The organism is Streptomyces sp. NPDC043996 (assembly GCF_056435225.1).
Genome location: NZ_JBWKEY010000005.1, coordinates 242,398 through 263,292 on the forward strand (window position 1 = coordinate 242,398; position 20,895 = coordinate 263,292).

Here is a 20,895-nt window from a genome sequence, read left to right on the forward strand (position 1 = left end):
GAGCCACCTATGCCGCCCAAGAAGAAGCGCCCCGCCCTCCACGCCGCGACCGTGCTCGCCCTGCTCGCGGGCAGTGCCTTCCTGACCGTCGAACTGCGCAAGGACGAGAAGGACAAGACGCCCGAGGTGCAGGCCGTCACCGACAGTCCCGGCCGCCTCGACAACGGCGCCTCGGCGCAGGGCGGCAAGCAGTCCTGGGAGCGCCTGCGCAACCCCGACCGCTCGGTCCTCCGCACCGAGGGCGGCAAGGTGCTCGCCTCGTTCACCGACGGCGCGCGCACCGCGACGCTCACCGGCCCGAGCCGCACCTTCGCCGAGCCCACCAGCACCAAGTCCCGCGTCGTCACCGACGACTGGGTCCGCCTGATGCCGGAGGTCTGGCGCAAGGGCGCCGAGAAGGAGAAGTGGTTCAAGGACTGGTACAAGCAGTACGCGGGCAGCGAGGAGGACGACGTCTTCGCCATCTCCTTCCAGTACGTGCAGGGCGCGCCGGTCAAGAAGGACGACGAGGGCATCGCCTACGCGGGCGACGCCAACTTCGGACCCCTCAACCCCAACGGCAGCCAGGGCAACGACCTGCGCGAGGAGCAGTCCGACTTCTACGACTACCTCGGCATCCCCTACACCTTCCGCGACGGCACGACCATCCAGCCCGAGGCCAAGCGGGCCCGCGCCATCGACTGCTCGGGGTTCATCCGCACCGTCTTCGGCTACCGCGCGCGCTACCCGCTGATGGCCAGCGACGACGCCGGTGACGGTCTGCCGCGCACCGCCAACGGCATGGCCCGGGGCAAGGTCGGCGCGCCCGTCCTGCCCCTCAAGGGCGTCGGCGCCACCGACCGCCCCAAGACCATCGACGTCGTCCAGCCCGGCGACCTGGTGTTCTTCAAGCTCGACGCCCGCACCAAGCAGCGCCTCGACCACGTCGGCATCTTCCTCGGGCACGACGCGGACGGCCACAAGATCTTCATCTCCAGCCGGGAAGAGGTCAACGGACCGACGATCGGCGACAAGGGCGGCACGTCGCGCCTCGACGGCAACGGGTACTACGCGGCGGCGCTGCGCAGCGCGAAGAGGCTGTAGTCCGCCCCCGGGCCGCCCGGTAGCTAAGGCCGCACCGTCCGCGGCCCCACGCACACCGCACCGAGCGCGCTGACCCGGTCCCGGAGCTCCCGGTCCGCCGTGGCGACCACGCACGGGCCCGCGGCGTCGGCGACCACGCGCACGATGTGGTCGTCGCCGCTGGCGGGCGCGGACTCCACCCGCACCCCGGGCACGGACTCCACACCCCGGGCCCGGCCCTCCACGACGAGGACCACGTCCAGCGGCCCGGGCACCCCGGGGACCCCCTCGGCGGCGACCGCCACAAGCCGGTCCCGCAGCCGCTCCGCGGCCCCCCGCCGGTCCCGCCACCAGCCGTCCGGCACTGAACCGACCACGTTCGCGGCATCGACCACCAGGGTCACTCTCTCCATGCGGCCAGGGTCGCACGCCCGGGTGGGGCCACCGGGCCCCGGACCATTAGAGTGGGGGGCACCGCAACCCTCCATCGCCCCGGAATAGCCGCATGCCCCCAGCCCTCAGCACCTCGGCCGTGAACGGCGACTGGCTCATACGCGGACGCGGCGGCAGCCTGTGCGTCTACGTCTTCGGACCCGAAGGCGACACCGTCGAGTGCCGCGCGGAGGGCCTGCCCGGCGGCGACTGGTCCCCGCCCCGCGTGCTCGGCGGCGACCAGCGCGTGCACCCGGTGCTCGCCGTCGCCCAGGGCGCCGACACCTACGCCCACCTGGTGTCCTGGCGCCCCACCGTCCCCGGCGAGTCCGGCCTGGTGCACGCCACGCACTTCCAGCCCCACCTCGCCGCCCTCGACTGGAACCCGCTCGGCCACCCGAACAAGACGGGCGACCGCACCGGCGTGCCCGCCGTCACCGTCGACGCCGAGGGCCGCGCCCATGTGTTCGTACCGAACCGGGGCGGCGGCGTGAGCATGCGCGGCCAGCGCGAGAAGGGCGGCTGGGGCCCCTGGCGGGACCTCAAGGGCACGGACGTACGGGGCGAACTCGCCGTCGTGACCGCGGGGTCCGGCCGGGTCGTGGCGTACGCGACGACGCCGGACGCGATCCTGCGCTGGCGCCAGTCGGGGCCGGGCAAGGTGCCCGTCATGGACGAGCCGCTGCCCTTCCGCGCCCGCCCCGGCACCCTGCGCGCCCTCGCCACGTCCGCCGAGCACACCACCTTGTTCTTCACCGCCGAGGACGGCGAGCTGTGCGCCTGGCGCGGCGAGGAGGAGCCGGTGCGGCTGCTCACCGCCGCGGGCCCGGGGCCCGTCGCCGCCGTGCGCTGCTCGCTCGACGGCCACGACTGCACGCTGCTCGCCCAGCGCGCGGACAGCGGCCGGGTCGCGTTCGCCGCGTACCCCACCGAACTGGAGTCGGCGGGCGCCTGGTGGACGGAGTCGGGCCCTGCCCTGCCCGTCGACACCCGGATCGCGCTCGCCGAGGACGCCCAGGGCCGGGTGGTCGCGGCGACCTACGTCCCCGGCACCGACGCGCTGCGCCTGACCCGCCGCAAGGACGAGCCGGGCCTCGCCCTCAAGGCCTGGGAGCAGCCGGTCACGGGCCGCTGACACGCCGGTGCCCGGCACGCCAGTCGGCGTGCCGGGCACTCATGCGCGCGGATCGTCTCACGCGGGGACGCTGGCGAGCCCCTGCTCCAGGAACCGCTTGCCGTTCACCCGCTCGCTGACGCCCTCGCGGTCCAGGTACGGCGTGATGCCGCCCAGGTGGAAGGGCCAGCCCGCGCCGGTGATCAGGCACAGGTCGATGTCCTGCGCCTCGGCGACGACACCCTCGTCGAGCATGAGCCCGATCTCCTGGGCGACGGCGTCGAGCACACGGGCCCGCACCTGCTCCTCGGTCAGGACGGAGTCGCCCTGCTTCAGGAGCGCGGCGACCTCCGGGTCCAGCTCCGGCTTGCCGCTGTCGTAGACGTAGAAGCCGCGCTTGCCCGCCTCGACGACGGCCTTCAGGTTCGGCGACACGGTGAAACGCTCCGGGAAGGCGCGGTTCAGCGTCTCCGAGACGTGCAGGCCGATGGCCGGGCCGACCAGCTCCAGGAGCACCAGCGGGGACATCGGCAGACCGAGCGGCTCGACCGCCTTCTCCGCCACCTCGACCGAGGTGCCCTCGTCGATGACGTTCTGGATCTCGCCCATGAAGCGGGTCAGGATGCGGTTCACGACGAACGCCGGGGCGTCCTTCACCAGGACCGCGGTCTTCTTCAGCTTCTTGGCGACGCCGAAGGCCGTGGCCAGGGACGCGTCGTCGGTCTGCTCGCCGCGCACGATCTCCAGGAGCGGCAGGATCGCGACCGGGTTGAAGAAGTGGAAGCCGACGACCCGCTCGGGGTGCTTCAGCTTCGAGGCCATCTCGGTGACCGACAGGGACGAGGTGTTCGTCGCCAGGATCGCGTGCGCGGGGGCCACGGCCTCCACCTCCGCGAACACCTGCTGCTTGACGCCGATCTCCTCGAACACGGCCTCGATGATGAAGTCGGCGTCGGCGAAGCCCTCGGCCTTGTCCAGGACGCCCGTCACCAGGGCCTTGAGGCGGTTGGCCTTGTCCTGGTTGATCCGGCCCTTGCCGAGGAGCTTGTCGATCTCGGCGTGGACGTAGGCAACGCCCTTGTCGACGCGCTCCTGGTCGATGTCGGTCAGGACGACCGGCACCTCCAGGCGGCGCAGGAACAGCAGGGCCAGCTGGGAGGCCATCAGACCGGCGCCGACGACGCCGACCTTGGTGACCGGGCGCGCCAGGTTCTTGTCCGGGGCGCCCGCGGGGCGCTTGCCGCGCTTCTGCACCAGGTTGAACGCGTAGATGCCGGAGCGCAGTTCGCCGCCCATGATGAGGTCGGCGAGCGCCGTGTCCTCGGCGTCGAAGCCCTTCGCCGCGTCGCCGTCCTTCGCGGCGGCGATGATGTCCAGGGCGCGGTAGGCGGCCGGGGCCGCGCCGTGCACCTTGGAGTCGGCGATCGCGCGGCCGCGGGCGACCGCCGCGTCCCAGGCCTCGCCGCGGTCGACGTCGGCGCGGGCCACCTCGACGTCGCCCTTGAGGACGGACGCCGTCCACAGCAGGGACTGCTCCAGGAAGTCCGCGCCCTCGAACAGCGCGTCGGCGATGCCGAGCTCGAAGACCTGCGCGCCCTTGAGCTGCTTGTTCTGGTTCAGCGAGTTCTCGATGATGACCGAAACCGCGCGGTCCGCGCCGATCAGGTTCGGCAGGAGCGTGCAGCCGCCCCAGCCCGGCACCAGGCCGAGGAAGACCTCGGGCAGCGAGAACGCGGGCAGCGCCTTCGACACCGTGCGGTACGTGCAGTGCAGACCGACCTCGACGCCACCGCCCATGGCGGCGCCGTTGTAGTACGCGAACGTCGGCACCGCGAGGCCCGCGAGGCGCTTGAAGACGTCGTGGCCGCCCTTGCCGATGGCCAGCGCGTCCTCGTGCCGCTTCAGGAGCTCGACGCCCTTGAGGTCGGCGCCGACGGCGAAGATGAACGGCTTGCCGGTGACGCCGGCGCCGACGATCTCGCCCTCGGCGGCCTCCTTCTCGACCTGGTCGATCGCGGCGTTCAGGTGCGCGAGGGACTGCGGGCCGAAGGTGGTCGGCTTGGTGTGGTCGAAGCCGTTGTCGAGGGTGATCAGCGCGAAGCGCCCGGCCCCGTACGGCAGGTCGAGGTGGCGTACGTGCGCCTGCGTGACGACCTCGTCCGGGAACAGCTCGGCGGCACCCTTCAGGAGCTCAGCGGTGGTGGTGCTCACTTGTCGCCTCCGGCGTCCTTGTGGTGCGGGTTCTCCCAGATGACCGTCGCGCCCATGCCGAAGCCGACGCACATGGTGGTGAGGCCGTAGCGGACCTCCGGCTGCTCCTCGAACTGCCGCGCCAGCTGCGTCATCAGACGGACACCGGAGGAGGCGAGGGGGTGGCCGAAGGCGATGGCGCCGCCGTACTGGTTCACGCGGGCGTCGTCGTCGGCGATGCCGTAGTGCTCAAGGAAGGCGAGCACCTGGACGGCGAAGGCCTCGTTGATCTCGAACAGGCCGATGTCGGAGATGCTCAGGCCCGCCTGGGCGAGCGCCTTCTCCGTGGCCGGTATCGGGCCGTAGCCCATGACCTCCGGCTCGACGCCCGCGAAGGAGTACGACACCAGCCGCATCTTCACCGGAAGCCCGTTCTCCCGGGCGAAGTCCTCGGAGGCGATGATCGAGGCGGTGGCGCCGTCGTTGAGACCCGCCGCGTTGCCCGCGGTGACGCGGCCGTGCGTGCGGAACGGCGTCTTGAGGCCCGCCAGGTTCTCCAGGGTGGTCCCCGGGCGCATCGGCTCGTCCTGGGTGGCCAGGCCCCAGCCGGTCTCGCCTACCTCGGCGTTGGTGTTCCGGATGGAGATCGGCACCAGGTCCTGCTGGATCTTGCCGTTGGCGTAGGCCTTGGCCGCCTTCTCCTGCGAGCGCACGGCGTACGCGTCCGCGCGCTCCTTGGTGATGGAGGGGTAGCGGTCGTGCAGGTTCTCGGCGGTCATGCCCATGAACAGGGCGGACTCGTCGACGAGCTTCTCGCTCACGAACCGGGGGTTCGGGTCGACGCCCTCGCCCATCGGGTGGCGGCCCATGTGCTCGACACCACCGGCGATCACGGCGTCGTACGCGCCGAAGGCGATCGACCCGGCGGTCGTCGTGACGGCCGTGAGCGCGCCCGCGCACATCCGGTCGACCGAGTAGCCCGGCACCGACTGCGGAAGGCCCGCGAGGATCCCGGCCGTGCGGCCGATGGTGAGCCCCTGGTCGCCGATCTGCGTGGTGGCGGCGACGGCGACCTCGTCGATCTTGGCCGGGTCGAGGGCCGGGTTGCGGCGAAGGAGCTCCCGGATCGCCTTCACGATCAGATCGTCGGCACGGGTCTCGTGGTAGATGCCCTTCGGACCCGCCTTGCCGAACGGGGTGCGGACGCCGTCGACGAAAACGACGTCCCTGACGGTACGAGGCACGATGGCTCTCCTCCAGGGTGCGGTGCGCCTGCGGCGCGCTTCCTGGGGTCATGCTACTTACCGGTAACTAGTAGGCCAAGGGCTGCCCGGGGGAGGTGCATGTCACATGTGGGGGTGGGGTGGGGGTGCGAGTGGCGGTGCGGGTGGGTGGGGGGGTGCCCGCCGCTACCGCGGCGGGGGTTTCCCACCCGCCCACCCGTTCGCTCGGGAGTGCAAGGCCAAGCCTCCGGGCAGCACGGCGCGCCAGCGGCCTCACCGCGCTGCGGGTGAGGGGGTGGGTGGGGGGGAGTCCGCCCGCGCGCTCGGCACCAGCCGCAGCGCTCCGCGTCCCGGTCGCAGGTGGCACCGCCGGGTGAACGGGTGGGTGGGTGGGAGAAACCCGCCGCGGTAGCGGCGGGTAACCGTCCACCCACCCGCAGGGAAGGGCCGGGCTCAGGCCAGGGCGGCGGCCAGGGCCGGGGCTACCAGTTCGATCTGCCAGGGGCGGGCGCCGTGGCCCGCGAGGGCTTCGGCCACGGTGTCGGGGGAGGCCGGAGCCGGGGGCTCCCAGCACACCCGGCGGACGGTGTCCGGGGTGATCAGGTTCTCCTGCGGCATGCTCAGCCGCTCGGCCAGCTCCGACACAGAGGCCCGCGCGGCGGACAGGCGGGCCGCGGCGGCGGGGTCACGGTCGGCCCAGGACCGGGGCGGCGGCGGCCCGGTCACGGCCTGGCCCGGCTGCGGCAGCTCCGCCTCGGGCAGCGCCTTGGCGCGCTCCACCGCGGCCTGCCACTGGTCGAGCTGGCGGCGCCCCATGCGGTGCCCGAAGCCGGGCAAGCCGGTGAGGGCGTGCACGTTCGCGGGCAGCGCGAGCGCGGCCTCCACGATCGCGGCGTCGCTGAGGACCTTGCCGGGCGACACGTCACGGCGCTGCGCGATGCGGTCCCGGGCCGTCCACAGCTCCCGTACCACCGCCATCTGACGGCGGCGGCGCACCTTGTGCATGCCGGACGTGCGCCGCCAGGGGTCCTTGCGGGGCGGCGCGGGCGGGGCGCTGGCGATGGCGTCGAACTCCTGCCGGGCCCACTCCAGCTTCCCCTGCCGGTCGAGCTCCTTCTCCAGGCAGTCGCGCAGGTCGACGAGGAGCTCCACGTCGAGCGCGGCATAGCGCAGCCAGGGCTCGGGCAGCGGGCGGGTTGACCAGTCGACGGCGGAGTGGCCCTTCTCCAGGACGAAGCCGAGGACGCTCTCGACCATCGCGCCGAGGCCGACGCGCGGGAACCCGGCGAGGCGCCCGGCGAGCTCCGTGTCGAACAGGGTCGACGGAATCATGCCTATTTCCCGCAGGCACGGCAGGTCCTGCGTGGCGGCGTGCAGGACCCATTCGGTGTCGGCCAGGGCCTCGCCGAGGCCGGACAGATCGGGACAGGCGACGGGGTCGATCAGCGCGGTGCCCGCGCCTTCGCGGCGGAGCTGGACGAGGTACGCGCGCTGGCCGTAGCGGTAGCCGGAGGCGCGCTCGGCGTCCACGGCCACCGGTCCCGTACCGGCGGCAAATGCCGCGATGACCTGCGCGAGCGTGTCCGGGTCCGAGACGACGGGCGGGATGCCGTCGCGCGGTTCGAGCAGCGGAGTGGGTGTCCCGTCGACGGAGACGCCTGTGACGCCTTCGTCCGGAGGAGCGCCTCCGGTGGTTCGCAGTGAGCTGTCTGCTGCGGTCTCTTGGGCGTCGGTCACCTGTCAAGGGTATCTGTGAACGGACGGCGCCCGTCGACGGAACGTTACGTCGACGGGCGCTCAGGGGGTGTAAATCGGTCAGTGGATGATGCCGGTGCGCAGGGCCACCGCTACCATTCCCGCCCGGTCTCCGGTGCCGAGCTTGCGGGCGATGCGGGCGAGGTGGCTCTTGACGGTCAGGGCGGACAGGCCCATCGAGACGCCGATCGCCTTGTTCGACTGCCCTTCGGCGACGAGCCGGAGGACCTCGACCTCCCGCCCCGACAACTCGCGGTAGCCGCCCGGGTGGCTCGGGGCACCCGGGGGGCGGCGGTGCATGCGGGCGGCGGCGGAGCCGATGGGGGCGGCACCGGGTCGGGTGGGGAGCCCGACGTTCGTACGGGTGCCGGTGACGACGTACCCCTTCACGCCGCCCGCGAGGGCGTTGCGCACGGCGCCGATGTCATCGGCGGCGGACAGGGCCAGGCCGTTGGGCCAGCCCGCGGCGCGGGTCTCGGACAGGAGGGTCAGGCCGGAGCCGTCGGGAAGGTGGACGTCCGCGACGCAGATGTCGCGGGGGTTGCCGATGCGGGGACGAGCCTCAGCGATGGACGAGGCCTCGATGACGTCCCGCACTCCGAGGGCCCACAGGTGGCGGGTCACGGTGGAGCGGACGCGGGGGTCGGCCACGACGACCATGGCGGTCGGCTTGTTCGGGCGGTAGGCGACCAGGCTTGCGGGCTGCTCGAGGAGAACGGACACCAGGCCTCCTGGGGGTGGCGGGACGGGCCGGCTCGGGGAAGAAGCCGGGGCGAACCGTACGTTTCAAGGTCACAGACCTCTTCGGCACCTGGTGCGGCCGCCTTTAGGGGATGATCACGATTTGGTGAGTAACAAATTCGGGCGATTCGGACATGTGATCGATCATCCGACCATTCACCTGGCGGTATCCCCGACCCGGCGCGTCAAGCCGGCGCACACGCCCCACCCCGGCGCGGTGCCCGGGATCAGCCGCTGCGCGGCCCCCGGCGCTGCGGCAGCGTGACCACCGAGCCGTCCACGGGCCCCGCGGGCGGCAGGCCCGCGATCTGGCTCAGGAGCTCGCACCAGGCCGCCAGGTGCGCCCCCGTGTCCGGCACGCCCCCCGCGCCCTCCCGCGGCGTCCACGAGGCGCGGATCTCGATCTGGGAGGCGGGCGGGCGCTCGGAGAGCCCGCCGAAGTAGTGCGAACCGGCCCGGGTGACCGTGCCGCTCGGATCCCCGCAGGACAGGCCGCGCGTCTGGAGCGCGCCCGTCAGCCACGACCAGCACACCTCCGGCAGCAGCGGGTCGGCCGCCATCTCCGGTTCCAGCTCCGCCCGCACCAGCGTCACCAGCCGGAACTGCCCGTTCCAGGCGGGGTGCCCGGCCGGGTCGTGCAACAGCACGAGCCGCCCGTCCGCCAGGTCCTCGTCGTCCTCCACGACGGCCGCCTCAAGGGCGTACGCGAAGGGCGCGAGGCGCTGGGGCGGCCGGGTCGGCTCCACCTCGATCTGCGGCCGCAGCCGTGCCCCGCGCAGCCCGTCCACCGCGGCGCGGAACGGCGGCGGAGCGGTGTCCGCCACCGCCTCCCGCGCGCTGTCCATCTCGTCGGCGCCGTCCGACCGTTGTCCCTGAGCCGCAGCCATGCGGGGAAGATTAAGGGGAACGGCGGGCTCGTGCAGGCACAGACACCCCCGGGCACCCCTCGCGGGATGCGCTCCGCTCTCTCCGGGGTGCCGTTCTCCCGTGGCCTTGGGGGGCGTTTGTCGCGCTTCGCGCTCGTCCTCAAACGCCGGACGGGCTGGTACTGCCTGGCCTGGGTTTGTCGCGCTGCGCGCTTGTCCTCAAACGCCGGACGGGCTGAGATTGCCTGGCCCGGGGTTGTCGCGCTGCGCGCTTGTTCTGGGCGCCGGTGGCTGAGATTGCCTGGCCGGGGGTCTCGCGCCGCGCGCTTGGTCTGGACGGCTTTCAAGCGTGGCTTCGCTCCGTGCGAGACTTTGCGGGTGAGTGTCAATGACGAGGCCACCGGCCAGCAGACCGCGACGTATGACTCCGCCTTTCTGAAGGCGTGCCGGCGTGAGGCCGTGCCGCACACGCCCGTGTGGTTCATGCGGCAGGCCGGGCGCTCCCTGCCGGAGTACCGCAAGGTCCGCGAGGGCACCGCCATGCTGGAGTCCTGCATGCGGCCCGACCTGGTCACGGAGATCACGCTGCAGCCGGTGCGCCGCCACGGCGTCGACGCGGCGATCTACTTCAGCGACATCGTCGTCCCGCTGAAGGCCATCGGCATCGACCTCGACATCAAGCCCGGCGTCGGGCCCGTCGTCGAGCGGCCCATCCGCTCGCGCGCCGACCTCGCGCGGCTGCGCGACCTCACCCCGGACGACGTCTCGTACGTCACCGAGGCCATCGGCATGCTCACGGGCGAGCTCGGCGCGACGCCGCTCATCGGATTCGCCGGTGCGCCGTTCACCCTCGCGAGCTACCTCGTCGAGGGCGGCCCGAGCCGCAACCACGAGCACACCAAGGCGCTCATGTACGGCGACCCGCAGCTGTGGGCCGACCTGCTCGACCGGCTCGCGGAGATCACCAGCGCCTTCCTCAAGGTGCAGATCGAGGCGGGCGCCTCCGCCGTGCAGCTCTTCGACTCCTGGGTGGGCGCCCTCGCGCCCGCCGACTACCGGCGCTCGGTCATGCCCGCGTCGCGGAAGGTCTTCGACGCGGTCGCCTCGTACGGCGTGCCGCGCATCCACTTCGGCGTCGGCACCGGCGAACTGCTCGGGCTGCTCGGCGAGGCCGGAGCCGACGTCGTCGGCGTCGACTGGCGGGTGCCGCTGGACGAGGCCGCCCGCCGCGTCGGCCCCGGCAAGGCGCTCCAGGGCAACCTCGACCCCGCCGTCCTGTTCGCGCCCCGCGAGGCCGTCGAGGCGAAGGCGGACGAGGTGCTCGCCGCCGCCGCGGGCCTGGAGGGCCATGTGTTCAACCTCGGCCACGGCGTCCTGCCCAGCACCGACCCCGACGCCCTGACGCGGCTCGTGGAGCACGTGCACACCCGTACGGCCTCCTGACCTCACACCTCCAGGCGCGGCACCGGCGGGGTGCTCCAGGGGTTGGGGCCCGCCCCCGGCGTCGCGCAGTGCACGCCCGCGCCGCGGCGGCGTGCCGTGCGCGCGGCGAGCGGGGCGAGTGCGGGCGGCACCCCGTAGACCAGGTGACAGAAGCGGTCGGGGGAGTGCCGTGCCGTCCACGGCGGGGCGCTGAACGACCGTAGGTACGTCGTCCAGTGGCCCTCGAAGGTGACGAGCAGGTCGGCGGCGCGCGCGTAGCCCGGTGCCGGGTGCGTGCCCGGGTTCAGGACCACCGGGGCCGCCCCGCGGCCCCGCGCGCACCGCACCAGGCGCTTGCAGTGGCGCAGCTCGCGGCGGCCGGGCGCGACCCGGTCGAAGAAGCAGCCGTCGACCCGGTACCAGGCGAGGTGCCGGTCGAGGTCGGCGGCGGCCTCGCGGACCGCGCGCTCGCCGTACGCCGTGTCGACGTACCCAAGGACCGGCACCCCGGCCGCGCGCAGCTCGCGCGCGGCCGAGGCGAACGCCGGGTCGGGGGCCGCGCCGGGACCGTCGGCGGCGTTGAGCACCACGCCGTACAGCCGGGGCGCGGCCCTGACGAGCGCCCGCCAGGCCGCGGGGTCCACGGCCGGGTGGACGTACAGCGGCACGAGCAGCGTGCTCACGGCCCCTCCACGGGGGCCTCCCGGCGCGCGGCGGCGGGCGCGCCGTCCGCGGCCCACAGCGCGTCAACGGCGTCCGCGAGGGAGTGCGCGGGCCGCCAGCCGAGCGCGCGGGCGGCGGCCGTGACGTCGGCGCACTGCCAGGGCACCGCGGCGGAGCGGCCGACGGCGGGCAGCGACTCCTCGACCCGGCCCCGGAAGCCCGCCGCGCGCACCAGGGCGTGCACCAGGTCGCGCACGGCGACGGCCCGGCCGCCGCCCACGTTGAGCAGCCGCGGCACCGGGGCGGGCGCGGTCACGGTGAGCGCCACGGCCGCCGCCACGTCCCGCACGTCGACGAAGTCCCGGTACGCGGACAGATCGCCCACGCGGACCGTGGCGTGCGGCGACACGCCCACCGCGCGCCGCAGTTCGGCCGTGAGCCGCCCCGGCAGGCTCGCGGTGGGGGCGCCCGGGCCCACCGGGTTCGTCACCCGGAGGACCACCGCGTCCAGGCCGGACGAAAGGACCGCCAGGGAGCCCGCCAGCTTGCTGGCGCCGTACGGAGCCACCGGGTGGGCGTGGGCGTCCTCGCCGGTGGGCTCGCCGCGCGGCTGCGGGCCGTACTCGGCGGCCGAGCCCAGGTGCACCAGGCGCGCCCCCGGGGCCGCCGCGCGCAGCGCCTCGCACAGCGCCGCGGGGCCGCGGGAGTTGACCTCCGTCAGGGTCAGGGCGGTGCCGCCGACCGCGCCCGCGCAGTTCACCACGGCGTCGGGCGCGGACCGCGCGAGCAGCTCCGCCAGGCCGCCGGGCGTGGCCGTGGCGAGGTCGCAGCGCAGGTCGGCGCCCGGCGTCCGGCCGCCGGTGAGCAGCCGCGCGCGGGGCAGGGCGCGCAGCCGCCCGGCGACGTGCCCGCCCAGGTATCCGCTCGCGCCGAGGACGAGGATCCGCATGGCTGCCTCACGCTCCCTTGAGCAGCAGGGCGCGGTGCGTGGTGAACTCGGCGTTCGCGCGGTCGTAGTCGTCCGGGCGGCCGATGTCGAGCCAGTAGCCGTCGAACTCGTAGGCGTGCGGCGGGTTCCCGGCCTTCAGCAGGTCGAGGACCAGCTCGTCGAAGCCGAGCGGCAGGCCCGGCGTGTAGGGGGCGAGGGTGTCGCGGGAGACGCCGTAGACCCCCATGGAGACGCGGTAGTCCACGCTCGGCTTCTCGGTGAACGCGACCACGCGTCTGTCCTCGGTGGTGAGCACCCCGAAGTCGATGCGCACCTCGCGCGGGTACGTCGCTATGGTCAGCGGCCCCTTCGACTCCTGGTGGCGGCGCAGCACGTCCGCGTAGTCGAGGTCGGTGAGGATGTCGCCGTTCAGGACGAGGAAGCGCTCGGGCAGCCTGTCCATGATCGTCAGGAGCGGGCCCATGGTGCCCAGCGGGCTGTCCTCGGTGGAGTAGCCGACGCCGAGCCCCCAGCGGGAGCCGTCGCCGACGTAGGCGCGGATGATGTGGCCGAGGTGGCCGATGGCGAGGGTGCAGCTGGTGAACCCGGCGGCCGCGAGCTGGCGAAGGACGATCTCCAGGATCGCGTGCTGGTCGCCGATCGGGACCAGCGGCTTGGGCAGCGCGGTGGTGTACGGGCGGAGCCGGACGCCCTTGCCTCCGGCGAGGATGACTGCGTGCATGGGGAGCTCCCCTGTGACTGGGTGTCAGATGTTGTAGACGTCCGTCTTGTAGCGGGCCAGGTTGGCCGGGTCGCGGAAGAACGCGACCGTGCGGGCGAGGCCTTCCTCCAGGGAGTGGACCGGGGCCCAGCCGGTGGCCTGCCGCAGCCGGGTGGCGTCCGCGACCAGGCGCATGACCTCGGAGGCCGCGGGCCGGACGCGGCGCTTGTCCTCGGTGATCTCCAGGTCGGCGGCCATCACCTTGCCGATGAGGCGCACCAGGTCGCCGACGGAGATCTCGCCGCCCGTACCGGCGTTGAGGGTGCGCCCGACGACGGCGTCCCCGGGCGCGGTGCCCACGGCCAGGAAGGCGCGGGCGGTGTCCTTGACGAACGTGAAGTCCCGGGTGGGGCGCGGATCGCCGAGCGTGATCGTGCGCGACCCCGCCGCGACCTGGCCGATGACGGCCGGGATGACGGCCCGCATGGACTGGCGCGGGCCGAAGGTGTTGAACGGTCTGAGCGTGACCACGGGCGTGCCGAAGCTCGCGTGGTAGCTGTCGGCGAGCCGGTCGCCGCCCGCCTTCGAAGCGGCGTACGGGGACTGGGTGTTGATCGGGTGGTCCTCGGTGATCGGCACGGTCTGGGCGGTGCCGTACGTCTCGCTGGTGGAGGTGTGCACCAGGCGCGGGACCTCGGCGTGCCGCACGGCTTCGAGGACGTTGAGGGTGCCGGTGACGTTGGTGTCGACGTAGGAGTGCGGCGCTTGGTACGAGTACGGGATCGCGATCAGGGCGGCCAGGTGGTAGACGGTCTCGGCGTCGGCGACGAGCGCCCGGACCGAGCCCGGGTCGCGCACGTCGCCGAGGACGACCTCCACCTCGGCGAGCACGTCGGCGGGCAGGGCCTCCAGCCAGCCGTACGACGAGAAGGAGTTGTACTGGACCATCGCGCGCACGCGGTGGCCCGCGGCGACGAGCTCTTCGGTGAGGTGGGAGCCGATGAAGCCCTCGGCCCCGGTGACGGCGGCGAGCGGAGCGGACGTCATGTGATCTCCAGGCGGTCGTGGGTGGTTCAGAGGTGGGCGGTGGGGCGGCCCAAGTGGCCGACGGCGGCGCCGAGCAGGGCCACCGACGCGCCCGAACAGCCCAGGAGCTGGGCGGTGTCCGGCGGCAGCTGGGTCAGACGGGGCAGCGCCACGGCGGTGACCGCGGCGCCCAGACAGAGCGCGGCGGACGGCCAGGCCGCGCCGAACGCCTGGAGCAGCAGCGCCGTCCACAGGGCGGCGCCCAGGGCGAGCAGCGGCGCGGGCGGCCCGTCGAGCAGCGGGGCGGCCACGGCGAGGGCGGCGAGGTAGGCCGCCACGCACAGGCCGAGCGCGCGGGCGGACCGCAGCCGGAAGCCCAGCGGCGTGGCGGAGGCCCGCAGCGCGGCCACGGCGAGCCCTCGGTAGCGGTACAGCAGCCACTCGGCGGGGCCCATGCTCAGGGTCAGCACGATGACGGCGTACGGGTCCCGCTGGCCCGCGACCGTCGCGAGGGTTCCCGCCGCCAGGCCGAACAGGCCGTAGGGCAGCGAGCGCGCGAGGCGCGGCGCGGGCCCGGGCGCCGGGTCGGCGCGCAGCGCGGCCCGCAGCGCGCGCCCCGCCGCGCCCGCCGCGAGCAGCACGGTGAGCGCGGGCAGCGCCAGGCGCAGCGCCCAGGGCGGCTGCCACCAGGGCAGCGCCGCCGCGCCCGCCACGACGGGGGCGAGCGCGGCGGCGAGCGGCATCTCACCGCCGAGCACGAGCAGCACCCCGGCGGCCGCGAGGTAGCAGGACTGCCCGGCGGCGAACACGGCGGCGGCCCCGGGACCCGCCACGGCGAGCCCCGCGAGGCAGGCGAGGGCGACGCCGGGCGGGGCCCCGCGCAGCAGGGCGCGCGCGGCCTCGTGGCGCCCCGCGGCGAGCCGTACGTACGCCCGGTGGCTGAGCGCCTGCGACCAGGCCCACGACACCAGCGCGGCGGCGATCAGACCGTGCGGGCCCGCCGCGCCCCAGGCGCCCGCGGCAAGGAGATAGGCGACGCCCGGCAGCGCGAACAGCAGCCCGCGCAGCGCGCACCGGGCGTGGTCGGGCCGCCACGGGTCGGGTGGCGGCGGCGGCTCGGGCTGGCCGCGCGGCACCCGCCGGTACAGCGCGTCGGCGAGCGAGAACAGGTCCGGGTGCCCGTACGCCTCCTGGACGCGGTCGGCGGTCATGCCCCGCGACTCCAGGACCGCGGCGACCTCATAGGGGTGCACGGCGGTCTCGACGGCATCGGCCAGCTCGACGGCGAGCGCGTCGACGGGGTCGTCGGGGCGGGCCGGGCGCAGGTCGGGGCGTGGGTTCCGGGGGCGGGCCCCGTCCGGCGCGGCGGGCGCCCCGCCGTCGTCGGGCACCGCCCAGGACGGGCGTCGGCGCCGGGCGGACGGCTGGCCGTGGGTTCCGGCCCTGCGGCCGGGTGGCGTGGGGGTGGGCCGGGGTATTGGGCGGTGTCGGGTGGCTGTGGCTGTGGGTCCGGTCGTGCCGTCGTGTGGTGTGGGGCCGTGTCTTGGGTGGGCGTCGGGCGGTGCCCAGGAGAGTGGGCGCCGCGCCGCGAGTGCGTCGTGGCCGTCTTCGTGTGGTGGCAGGGCTGTGGGGCCGCTCATGTGGCGGCCTCGCTTTCGGTGGGGGGTGGTGGTGTGGGGGTGGGGCGGGGTGTTGGGCGGTGTCGGGTGGCTGTGGGTCCGGCCCTGCGGCTGCGTGGTGCGGGGCCGCGCCTGGGGAGGTCGCCGGGCGGTGCCCAAGGTGGTGGGTGCCGCTGTGTGAGTGCGTCGTGGCCGTCTTCGCGGGGCGGCAGGGCGTTGGGGCCGCTCATGTGGCGGCCTCGCTTTCGGTGGGGGGTGGTGGTGTGGGGGTGGGCCGAGGCGCCGGAGTGTCGGGAGGTGTCGTCGGGGCGGCTGATGTCACCTGGCGCTGGGCGTCTGGGGGGTGGGTCCCGCCGGGTCGGGGCGTGGCGGCGTCGTCGGGTGCCGCCCAGGGCGGGCGGCGGGCGGGTGGTTGGTCTTGGGCGCGGGTCCTGGCCCTGCGGGTGGGTGGTGTGGGGCCGTGTCTGGGGTGGTTGGTGGGCAGTGCCCAGGGCGGTGGGTGGTGCCGCGTGAGTGCGGCGTGGCTGTTCTCGTGTGGTGGTAGGGGTGTGGGGCCGCTCATGGGGCCGCCTCGCTGTCGGTGGGGGGCCGTCGGGGCGGCCGGTGCCACCTGGCGCTGGGCTTTTTGGGGCGCCGGGTCGGGGCGTGGTGGCGGCGTCGGGCGCGGCCCAGGACGGGTGGCTGGCCGTGGCCGCGGGTTCCGGCCCTGCGGCCGTGTGGCGCGGGGGCACCTCCCGGGGTGGTTGGCGGGCAGTGCGCAGGGCGGTGGGTGGTGCTCTGGGGGCCCGTTCTCGTGGGGTGGCGGGGCTGGGTCGCTCATCCGGCGGCCTCGCCTTCGGTGCGGGGGGCCGGATTGGCCGGTGACCGGGTGGGGAGCGGGGGTTCGTGGGTGTCGTGGAGGGGTGGGGTGCGGGCCGTGGACAGCTCGCGGTAGATCTCCCGGAACGCCTCCACCGTCTGGCGCAGGGTGAACTGCTCGATGACGCGGAGCCGGGCGGCCTCGCCCATCGCGGCCCGGCGCGCGGGGTCGAGGAGCAGGGTGACGGCCGCCTCGGCCATGGCCTCCGGGGAGCGCGGCGGCACCACGAGCCCGGCGTCGCCCACGGCCTCGCGGACCCCGCCGACGTCCGTGGAGACCGTGGCGCGCCCGCACGACATCGCCTCGATCAGGGTGAAGGGGAAGCCCTCGCTGATGCTGGACAGCATGACCACGCTGCCCGCCGCGTAGGCGTCCTTGATGTGCTCGACGCGGCCCTCGAAGACCACCGCGGCACCGTGCCCGAGGGACGCGGCGAGGGCCTCGCAGCGCTCCCGGTAGGCCTCGCCGCCGCGCGGGGTGCCGCCGAAGAGGCGCAGTCGCGCCTCGGGCACCCGCTTCTTGACCAGGGCGAAGGACCGGATCAGCGTCTCCAGGTCCTTGATCGGGTCGACGCGCCCGGCCCAGCTCAGGGTGGGCGCTCCGGGCTCCGGGCCCGCGGGCGGGAACGCCTCGGGGTCCACGCCGTTGTAGACGGTGCGGATCAGCGCGGGGTCGGCGCCGCCGCGCTCCTCCCAGAGCCGGTTGTAGCGGTTGCCCGGCGTGATCAGCGCGGCGCCGCGGTAGGACTCCTCGGCGAGCAGCCGGAAGAACCCGAGCAGCACCGCTTTCACCGGCCAGGGGTAGGGGCCCGTGCGGTAGCCCAGGTAGCGCTCGCGCAGATACACGCCGTGCTCGGTCAGCAGCAGTGGCACCCCGTGCTCGTGACGGGCAATCAGGCCGGGCAGCGCCGCGATGCCGCCGCTCACCGCGTGGGCCACGCCGTGTTCGGGCGGACGCGCCGCGAGCGGGCGCAGCGCGTGCTCCAGCAGGCCCGTCGCCGTGACGGCGTCGTGCAGGCTGGGCCGGGCCCCGGCGACCGCGAGTCCGGGCGCCCGCCACACCGAGGCGAGCGCGGCGACCGCGCGGTGCGAGCGCAGCACCGGGCCGAGGGCTCCGGCCCTGGCGTGCGCGGCCAGCTCGTACAGGGCAGGGGCGAAGCCGTGCTCGGCGGCCGGGTCGAGCAGCGTGGCGAGGAACTCCTCGTAGGTGGCCAGGAGTTGGCGCCGGGTACGGGCGCGGGGCGCGCGGCCGGGCGGGGCCGGGGCCCACAGGGGCAGGCAGACCGGCGCGGTCACGTGCGGCGGCAGCTCCCAGGCGAGGGCCTCGCACCCGGTGCCGGTGACCGCGATGACGTCGAAGTCGACGTCGGGCATACCCCGTACCAGCTGGTCGCACCAGACGCTGACGCCGCCGTGGCTGTGCGGGTAGGTGCCCTCGGTCAGCAGGGTGACGCGGGGGCGGGCGGGGGGTGCGGGCAACGGCACCGTCGCGGACGGCGTGGGCATGGGTGGGGCTCCCCGAGGACGTTGCGCGGGGCGGGCGGCGAGGTGCCGGAGGTGGGGGACGCGCCGCGTCGCCTGGGTGCGAGAGGGGTGGGGGGTGAGTCGGAGTGAGTGGGGGAGGGGGCTCCCCGTCGTTCCCGCCGCGCGGGCGGGAGCGACGGCCCCCGTTGGCCCCGGCGCGCGCTGGTTCAGCGGCCGGCCGGGAGGGGCGCGGGGGTGTGACCCGCGGCCCCCGGCGGCACGTGCCGCGCCGCGCCGGGCGGCACGGGGAGCCGTGGGGCGGCGGTGTCGGCCTTCGGGGCCCCACCGGGCGGACCGCTCGCCGGACCGCTCGCCGCAGGCGCCGACGGCAGCGTGAGCGTGACGCGGTCCTGGAGCGGATCGGGGGAGACCCAGCCCGAGGATCTGCCCGCGTAGGGCGCCCCGAACGCGTCATCGCCGGTGGGGAGCTGCCGCCGGGTCCCGGCGGGCATGGTGGCCGTCGCCGCCACGCCCGGCGGCGCCTGCACGGTCACGGTGTCGCCGACGCGGTACGCGGTGACGCGGCCCGCGTCGAGGGCGGCGTCCCAGGCGGCGCGGGAGCGCAGTTCGGCGCCGATGTCGGCCATCCGCAGGGTGACCAGGGGCGCGGACGGCGCGAACAGCGACGCGTACGCGTCGAGCACGCGGTCGAGGACCGGATAGGCGATGCGGTCCTCGGCGAGGTTCGACTGGTGGACGAAGTGCGGGCGCGGATCGCCCGAGAGGACGTGTCCGAGGGCGATCGACGCCTCCACGGGCACGATGTGGTCGGCGTACCCGGTCGTGAGGTCCAGGGGCTTGTCCAGACACGTCGTGACCGGCGAGCTCTCGCACAGGCCGCTGCCGCCGTCGGCCTTGCGCGTGTAGATCCAGTTGTACTCGTCGACCTGCTCGGCCACGCGGCCCGCGTTGTAGAAGACGTTCATCGGGTAGCGGGGCACGGTCAGGGCCGGGCCGACCTGGCGCTGTCCTGGCTCGCGCGAGTGGTCCGAGCCGAGCCAGCCCACGCCGTTGTCGCGCAGCGCCGGTGCCAGGTTCGGGTTGTCGTCGGGCTGCTGCGGAAGCACCCTCAGGCCGGAGTGCTCGCCCGTCACCAACTCCTCGTCGTCCAGCGGGAGACCGTTGTCCCAGCCCCACGCGCTGTTGTCGGCGATCTGCTCGTCGATGTCGGTGCGGGACACATAGCGGGTGGTGCCGTCGGGGTTCCGCGCGCACTTCCAGGGCACCTGCGCGGTGTCCTGGACGCAGCCGAGGAACGGGTGGTCGTACGTATGGTTGAGCCAGCGGAAGGAGTCCGGCTCGTCGACGAGCGCGTCCGCGAGCGGGTCCTCGCCGTCGTTCTCGTCGCGGAACAGTTCGCTGCCGCCGCCGTTGTAGGCCAGGTCGAGGGGCAGGCCGCGGTCCTTGGACCAGGCGGCGGCGCGGGCGGCGTCCGCGGGCGCCATCCGGATGCCGTCCCGGGTGCCCTGGCCGGGCTCGCAGTCGACGTCGCCGGGCGTGCAGTTGAGCACGGGGTCCCAGCGGTCGTCGGAGCCGAACACGTCGTCCACGTGCACGGAGAAGTGCTGGCGCGACGAGCCGAGGCGCACCCCGCGCGTCATCCAGTCGACGACGCCGCGCGCGAGCAGCGCGAACTGCCGCTGGTGCCGGTTGTACACGAACGTCACGACCAGCTGGCGCCGTCCGTCGCCGCGGTACTCGCCGACGAGCGCGCCGCGCCCGGAGCCGCCCGGGATCGCCGCGTCCACGTACGGGGTGAAGTCGGCGCCCGGCGCTGGCTTCGCCAGATGGCCGTAACTCTCGGTCACCGTGGGCGAGTTGTCCTCGAAGGGCACGGCCCCGGCGAGATAGCCGAACGGTCCCGCCCTGCCCTCGGCGGTGACCTCGGCGCGGGTGCCGTCGAGGGGGCCGCTGTACTCCGGGGTGTTCAGGCCCGTCTGGGGGCGGGCGTAGGTGTAGGCGTCCACCTGCGGGATGTCGTACGTCCGCGCGTAGGCGGCGAGCGCGGCGAACTCCGCCGAGCCGGACCCGAACGGGTTGTCGTCGGGCAGCACGACGGCCTGGAACCTGGCGCGCGGCCTGCCGTCCACGGTGTCCGCGAGGAAGCCCGCGTCGATTGCGGGACGGCCGCTCTGGCGCAGGTCGACGGTGGTGAACGGGGTGCCTGCGGCCGTGAGTTCGGCGGCGATCGCCGCGGTGGCGGGACCTCCGTCGGTCACGACCAGGACGCGTAGGTCGATCCGGGGCTGCCCCGCCGCCACCGCCGGTCGGGCGGGCAGCGAGAGCGCGATGAGCAGAGCGCCGGCCCCGAGTGCCGCCGCTCGAGTGGTGCGGTTCATTCTGGTCGCGGTCCCCTCCACGGTCGGTTCCGCGGCGAGGGAACGCACCGCAGGGCTCGCCCCCCAACGGCCCGTGTACACGTCGCGGTGCGTGCCCGTGCCGCTCTGACGCGTCACATGGTGCGACTCGCCTGGGGGTGCCGCGCCGATTCCGCGAGATCTGGCGGAAAAGAACGGGGAACTCCTGAGGCCCGCGACAGGGGGTGTGCGGGTGGGGTGGGGAGCCGTGGATCGTTGACGCCTGCACCGTCTTCGGGAACGCGTGGCCGCTCACGGGGGTTCGCCCTGCCTCGCCACCGAAGTACTTGGCGTCTGCACCGGTGGGGCGTGCGCCCGGCGTGTTCGCGCCCCGTCGATCGGCGCTCCGCGCCTCGTCCTCAATCGCCGGACGGGCTCGAACTGTCGCGCTGAC

The 20,895-nt window shown here is 74.5% G+C and carries 16 protein-coding genes; 3 read left to right on the plus strand and 13 right to left on the minus strand.

Going from position 1 to position 20,895, the window contains the following annotated elements; all coding sequences use genetic code 11:
* Positions 1-9: 9 nt before the first annotated feature.
* Positions 10-1,083, plus strand: coding sequence for a C40 family peptidase (locus AC07A4_RS15200; protein ID WP_478597973.1), 1,074 nt, complete (start codon positions 10-12; stop codon positions 1,081-1,083).
* Between the two features lie 23 nt (positions 1,084-1,106).
* Here the strand turns inward: AC07A4_RS15200 and AC07A4_RS15205 are convergent, their stop codons facing one another.
* Positions 1,107-1,475 (minus strand): PIN domain-containing protein, encoded by a 369-nt coding sequence (locus tag AC07A4_RS15205; protein WP_478597974.1) that lies wholly within the window; start codon positions 1,473-1,475, stop codon positions 1,107-1,109.
* A 119-nt stretch (positions 1,476-1,594) separates the two neighbouring features.
* Between AC07A4_RS15205 and AC07A4_RS15210 the strand changes: the two genes are divergently transcribed.
* Positions 1,595-2,629: a PLL family lectin gene (locus tag AC07A4_RS15210; protein ID WP_478598907.1), complete on the plus strand. Its 1,035-nt coding sequence runs from the start codon at positions 1,595-1,597 to the stop codon at positions 2,627-2,629.
* 57 nt (positions 2,630-2,686) lie between these two features.
* On the opposite strand, the gene AC07A4_RS15215 is transcribed toward AC07A4_RS15210, so the two are convergent.
* The 5 genes from AC07A4_RS15215 to AC07A4_RS15235 all read right to left on the minus strand — a co-directional run bounded on the left by AC07A4_RS15215 (position 2,687) and on the right by AC07A4_RS15235 (position 9,404).
* Positions 2,687-4,819, minus strand: a complete 2,133-nt coding sequence (locus AC07A4_RS15215) for a 3-hydroxyacyl-CoA dehydrogenase NAD-binding domain-containing protein (RefSeq protein ID WP_478597976.1) — start codon at positions 4,817-4,819, stop codon at positions 2,687-2,689.
* On the minus strand, positions 4,816-6,042 hold the full coding sequence (locus AC07A4_RS15220) for a thiolase family protein (protein WP_478597979.1): 1,227 nt from the start codon (positions 6,040-6,042) through the stop codon (positions 4,816-4,818). The genes AC07A4_RS15215 and AC07A4_RS15220 overlap by 4 nt, the downstream gene beginning before the upstream one ends.
* A gap of 432 nt (positions 6,043-6,474) precedes the next feature.
* Positions 6,475-7,758, minus strand: a complete 1,284-nt coding sequence (locus AC07A4_RS15225) for an HRDC domain-containing protein (protein WP_478597981.1) — start codon at positions 7,756-7,758, stop codon at positions 6,475-6,477.
* A gap of 78 nt (positions 7,759-7,836) precedes the next feature.
* Positions 7,837-8,499: a response regulator transcription factor gene (locus AC07A4_RS15230; protein ID WP_030687574.1), complete on the minus strand. Its 663-nt coding sequence runs from the start codon at positions 8,497-8,499 to the stop codon at positions 7,837-7,839.
* Between the two features lie 245 nt (positions 8,500-8,744).
* Positions 8,745-9,404 (minus strand): DUF3000 domain-containing protein, encoded by a 660-nt coding sequence (locus AC07A4_RS15235; RefSeq protein ID WP_478597983.1) that lies wholly within the window; start codon positions 9,402-9,404, stop codon positions 8,745-8,747.
* A 357-nt stretch (positions 9,405-9,761) separates the two neighbouring features.
* Here AC07A4_RS15235 and hemE point away from each other — a divergent pair, with 357 nt between their 5' ends.
* Entirely contained in the window at positions 9,762-10,826 is a 1,065-nt protein-coding gene (hemE, locus tag AC07A4_RS15240; protein ID WP_478597985.1) for a uroporphyrinogen decarboxylase, read from the plus strand.
* A gap of 2 nt (positions 10,827-10,828) precedes the next feature.
* Here the strand turns inward: hemE and AC07A4_RS15245 are convergent, their stop codons facing one another.
* The 7 genes from AC07A4_RS15245 to AC07A4_RS15275 form a co-directional block, all read right to left on the minus strand.
* Complete coding sequence (locus AC07A4_RS15245; protein ID WP_478597987.1) at positions 10,829-11,488, minus strand: spherulation-specific family 4 protein; 660 nt, start codon at positions 11,486-11,488, stop codon at positions 10,829-10,831.
* A complete protein-coding gene (locus AC07A4_RS15250) occupies positions 11,485-12,417 on the minus strand; it encodes an NAD-dependent epimerase/dehydratase family protein (protein WP_478597990.1) in 933 nt (310 codons plus the stop codon). Before AC07A4_RS15250 ends, AC07A4_RS15245 begins: the two co-directional genes overlap by 4 nt.
* A gap of 7 nt (positions 12,418-12,424) precedes the next feature.
* On the minus strand, positions 12,425-13,138 hold the full coding sequence (locus tag AC07A4_RS15255) for a nucleotidyltransferase family protein (RefSeq protein ID WP_478597993.1): 714 nt from the start codon (positions 13,136-13,138) through the stop codon (positions 12,425-12,427).
* Between the two features lie 24 nt (positions 13,139-13,162).
* The gene (locus AC07A4_RS15260; protein WP_478597995.1) at positions 13,163-14,164 is read right to left on the minus strand and encodes an SDR family NAD(P)-dependent oxidoreductase; all 1,002 of its coding nucleotides are present in this window, start codon (positions 14,162-14,164) and stop codon (positions 13,163-13,165) included.
* A gap of 26 nt (positions 14,165-14,190) precedes the next feature.
* Positions 14,191-15,534 carry a hypothetical protein gene (locus tag AC07A4_RS15265; RefSeq protein WP_478597998.1) on the minus strand — a complete coding sequence of 448 codons (1,344 nt, stop codon included), beginning with the start codon at positions 15,532-15,534 and terminating at the stop codon, positions 14,191-14,193.
* Positions 15,535-16,578: 1,044 nt separating this feature from the next.
* Entirely contained in the window at positions 16,579-18,126 is a 1,548-nt protein-coding gene (pelF, locus tag AC07A4_RS15270; protein ID WP_478598001.1) for a GT4 family glycosyltransferase PelF, read from the minus strand.
* Positions 18,127-18,311: 185 nt separating this feature from the next.
* Positions 18,312-20,483: a hypothetical protein gene (locus AC07A4_RS15275; RefSeq protein WP_478598003.1), complete on the minus strand. Its 2,172-nt coding sequence runs from the start codon at positions 20,481-20,483 to the stop codon at positions 18,312-18,314.
* Positions 20,484-20,895: the final 412 nt, after the last annotated feature.

Coding starts and splice junctions, on each gene's coding strand:
- AC07A4_RS15250 (WP_478597990.1), bottom strand. CDS start 12,417: ATGCGGATCCTCGTCCTCGGCGCGAGCGGATACCTGGGCGGGCACGTC.
- AC07A4_RS15260 (WP_478597995.1), bottom strand. CDS start 14,164: ATGACGTCCGCTCCGCTCGCCGCCGTCACCGGGGCCGAGGGCTTCATC.
- pelF (WP_478598001.1), bottom strand. CDS start 18,126: ATGCCCACGCCGTCCGCGACGGTGCCGTTGCCCGCACCCCCCGCCCGC.
- AC07A4_RS15275 (WP_478598003.1), bottom strand. CDS start 20,483: ATGAACCGCACCACTCGAGCGGCGGCACTCGGGGCCGGCGCTCTGCTC.
- AC07A4_RS15200 (WP_478597973.1), top strand. CDS start 10: ATGCCGCCCAAGAAGAAGCGCCCCGCCCTCCACGCCGCGACCGTGCTC.
- AC07A4_RS15205 (WP_478597974.1), bottom strand. CDS start 1,475: ATGGAGAGAGTGACCCTGGTGGTCGATGCCGCGAACGTGGTCGGTTCA.
- AC07A4_RS15255 (WP_478597993.1), bottom strand. CDS start 13,138: ATGCACGCAGTCATCCTCGCCGGAGGCAAGGGCGTCCGGCTCCGCCCG.
- AC07A4_RS15235 (WP_478597983.1), bottom strand. CDS start 9,404: ATGGCTGCGGCTCAGGGACAACGGTCGGACGGCGCCGACGAGATGGAC.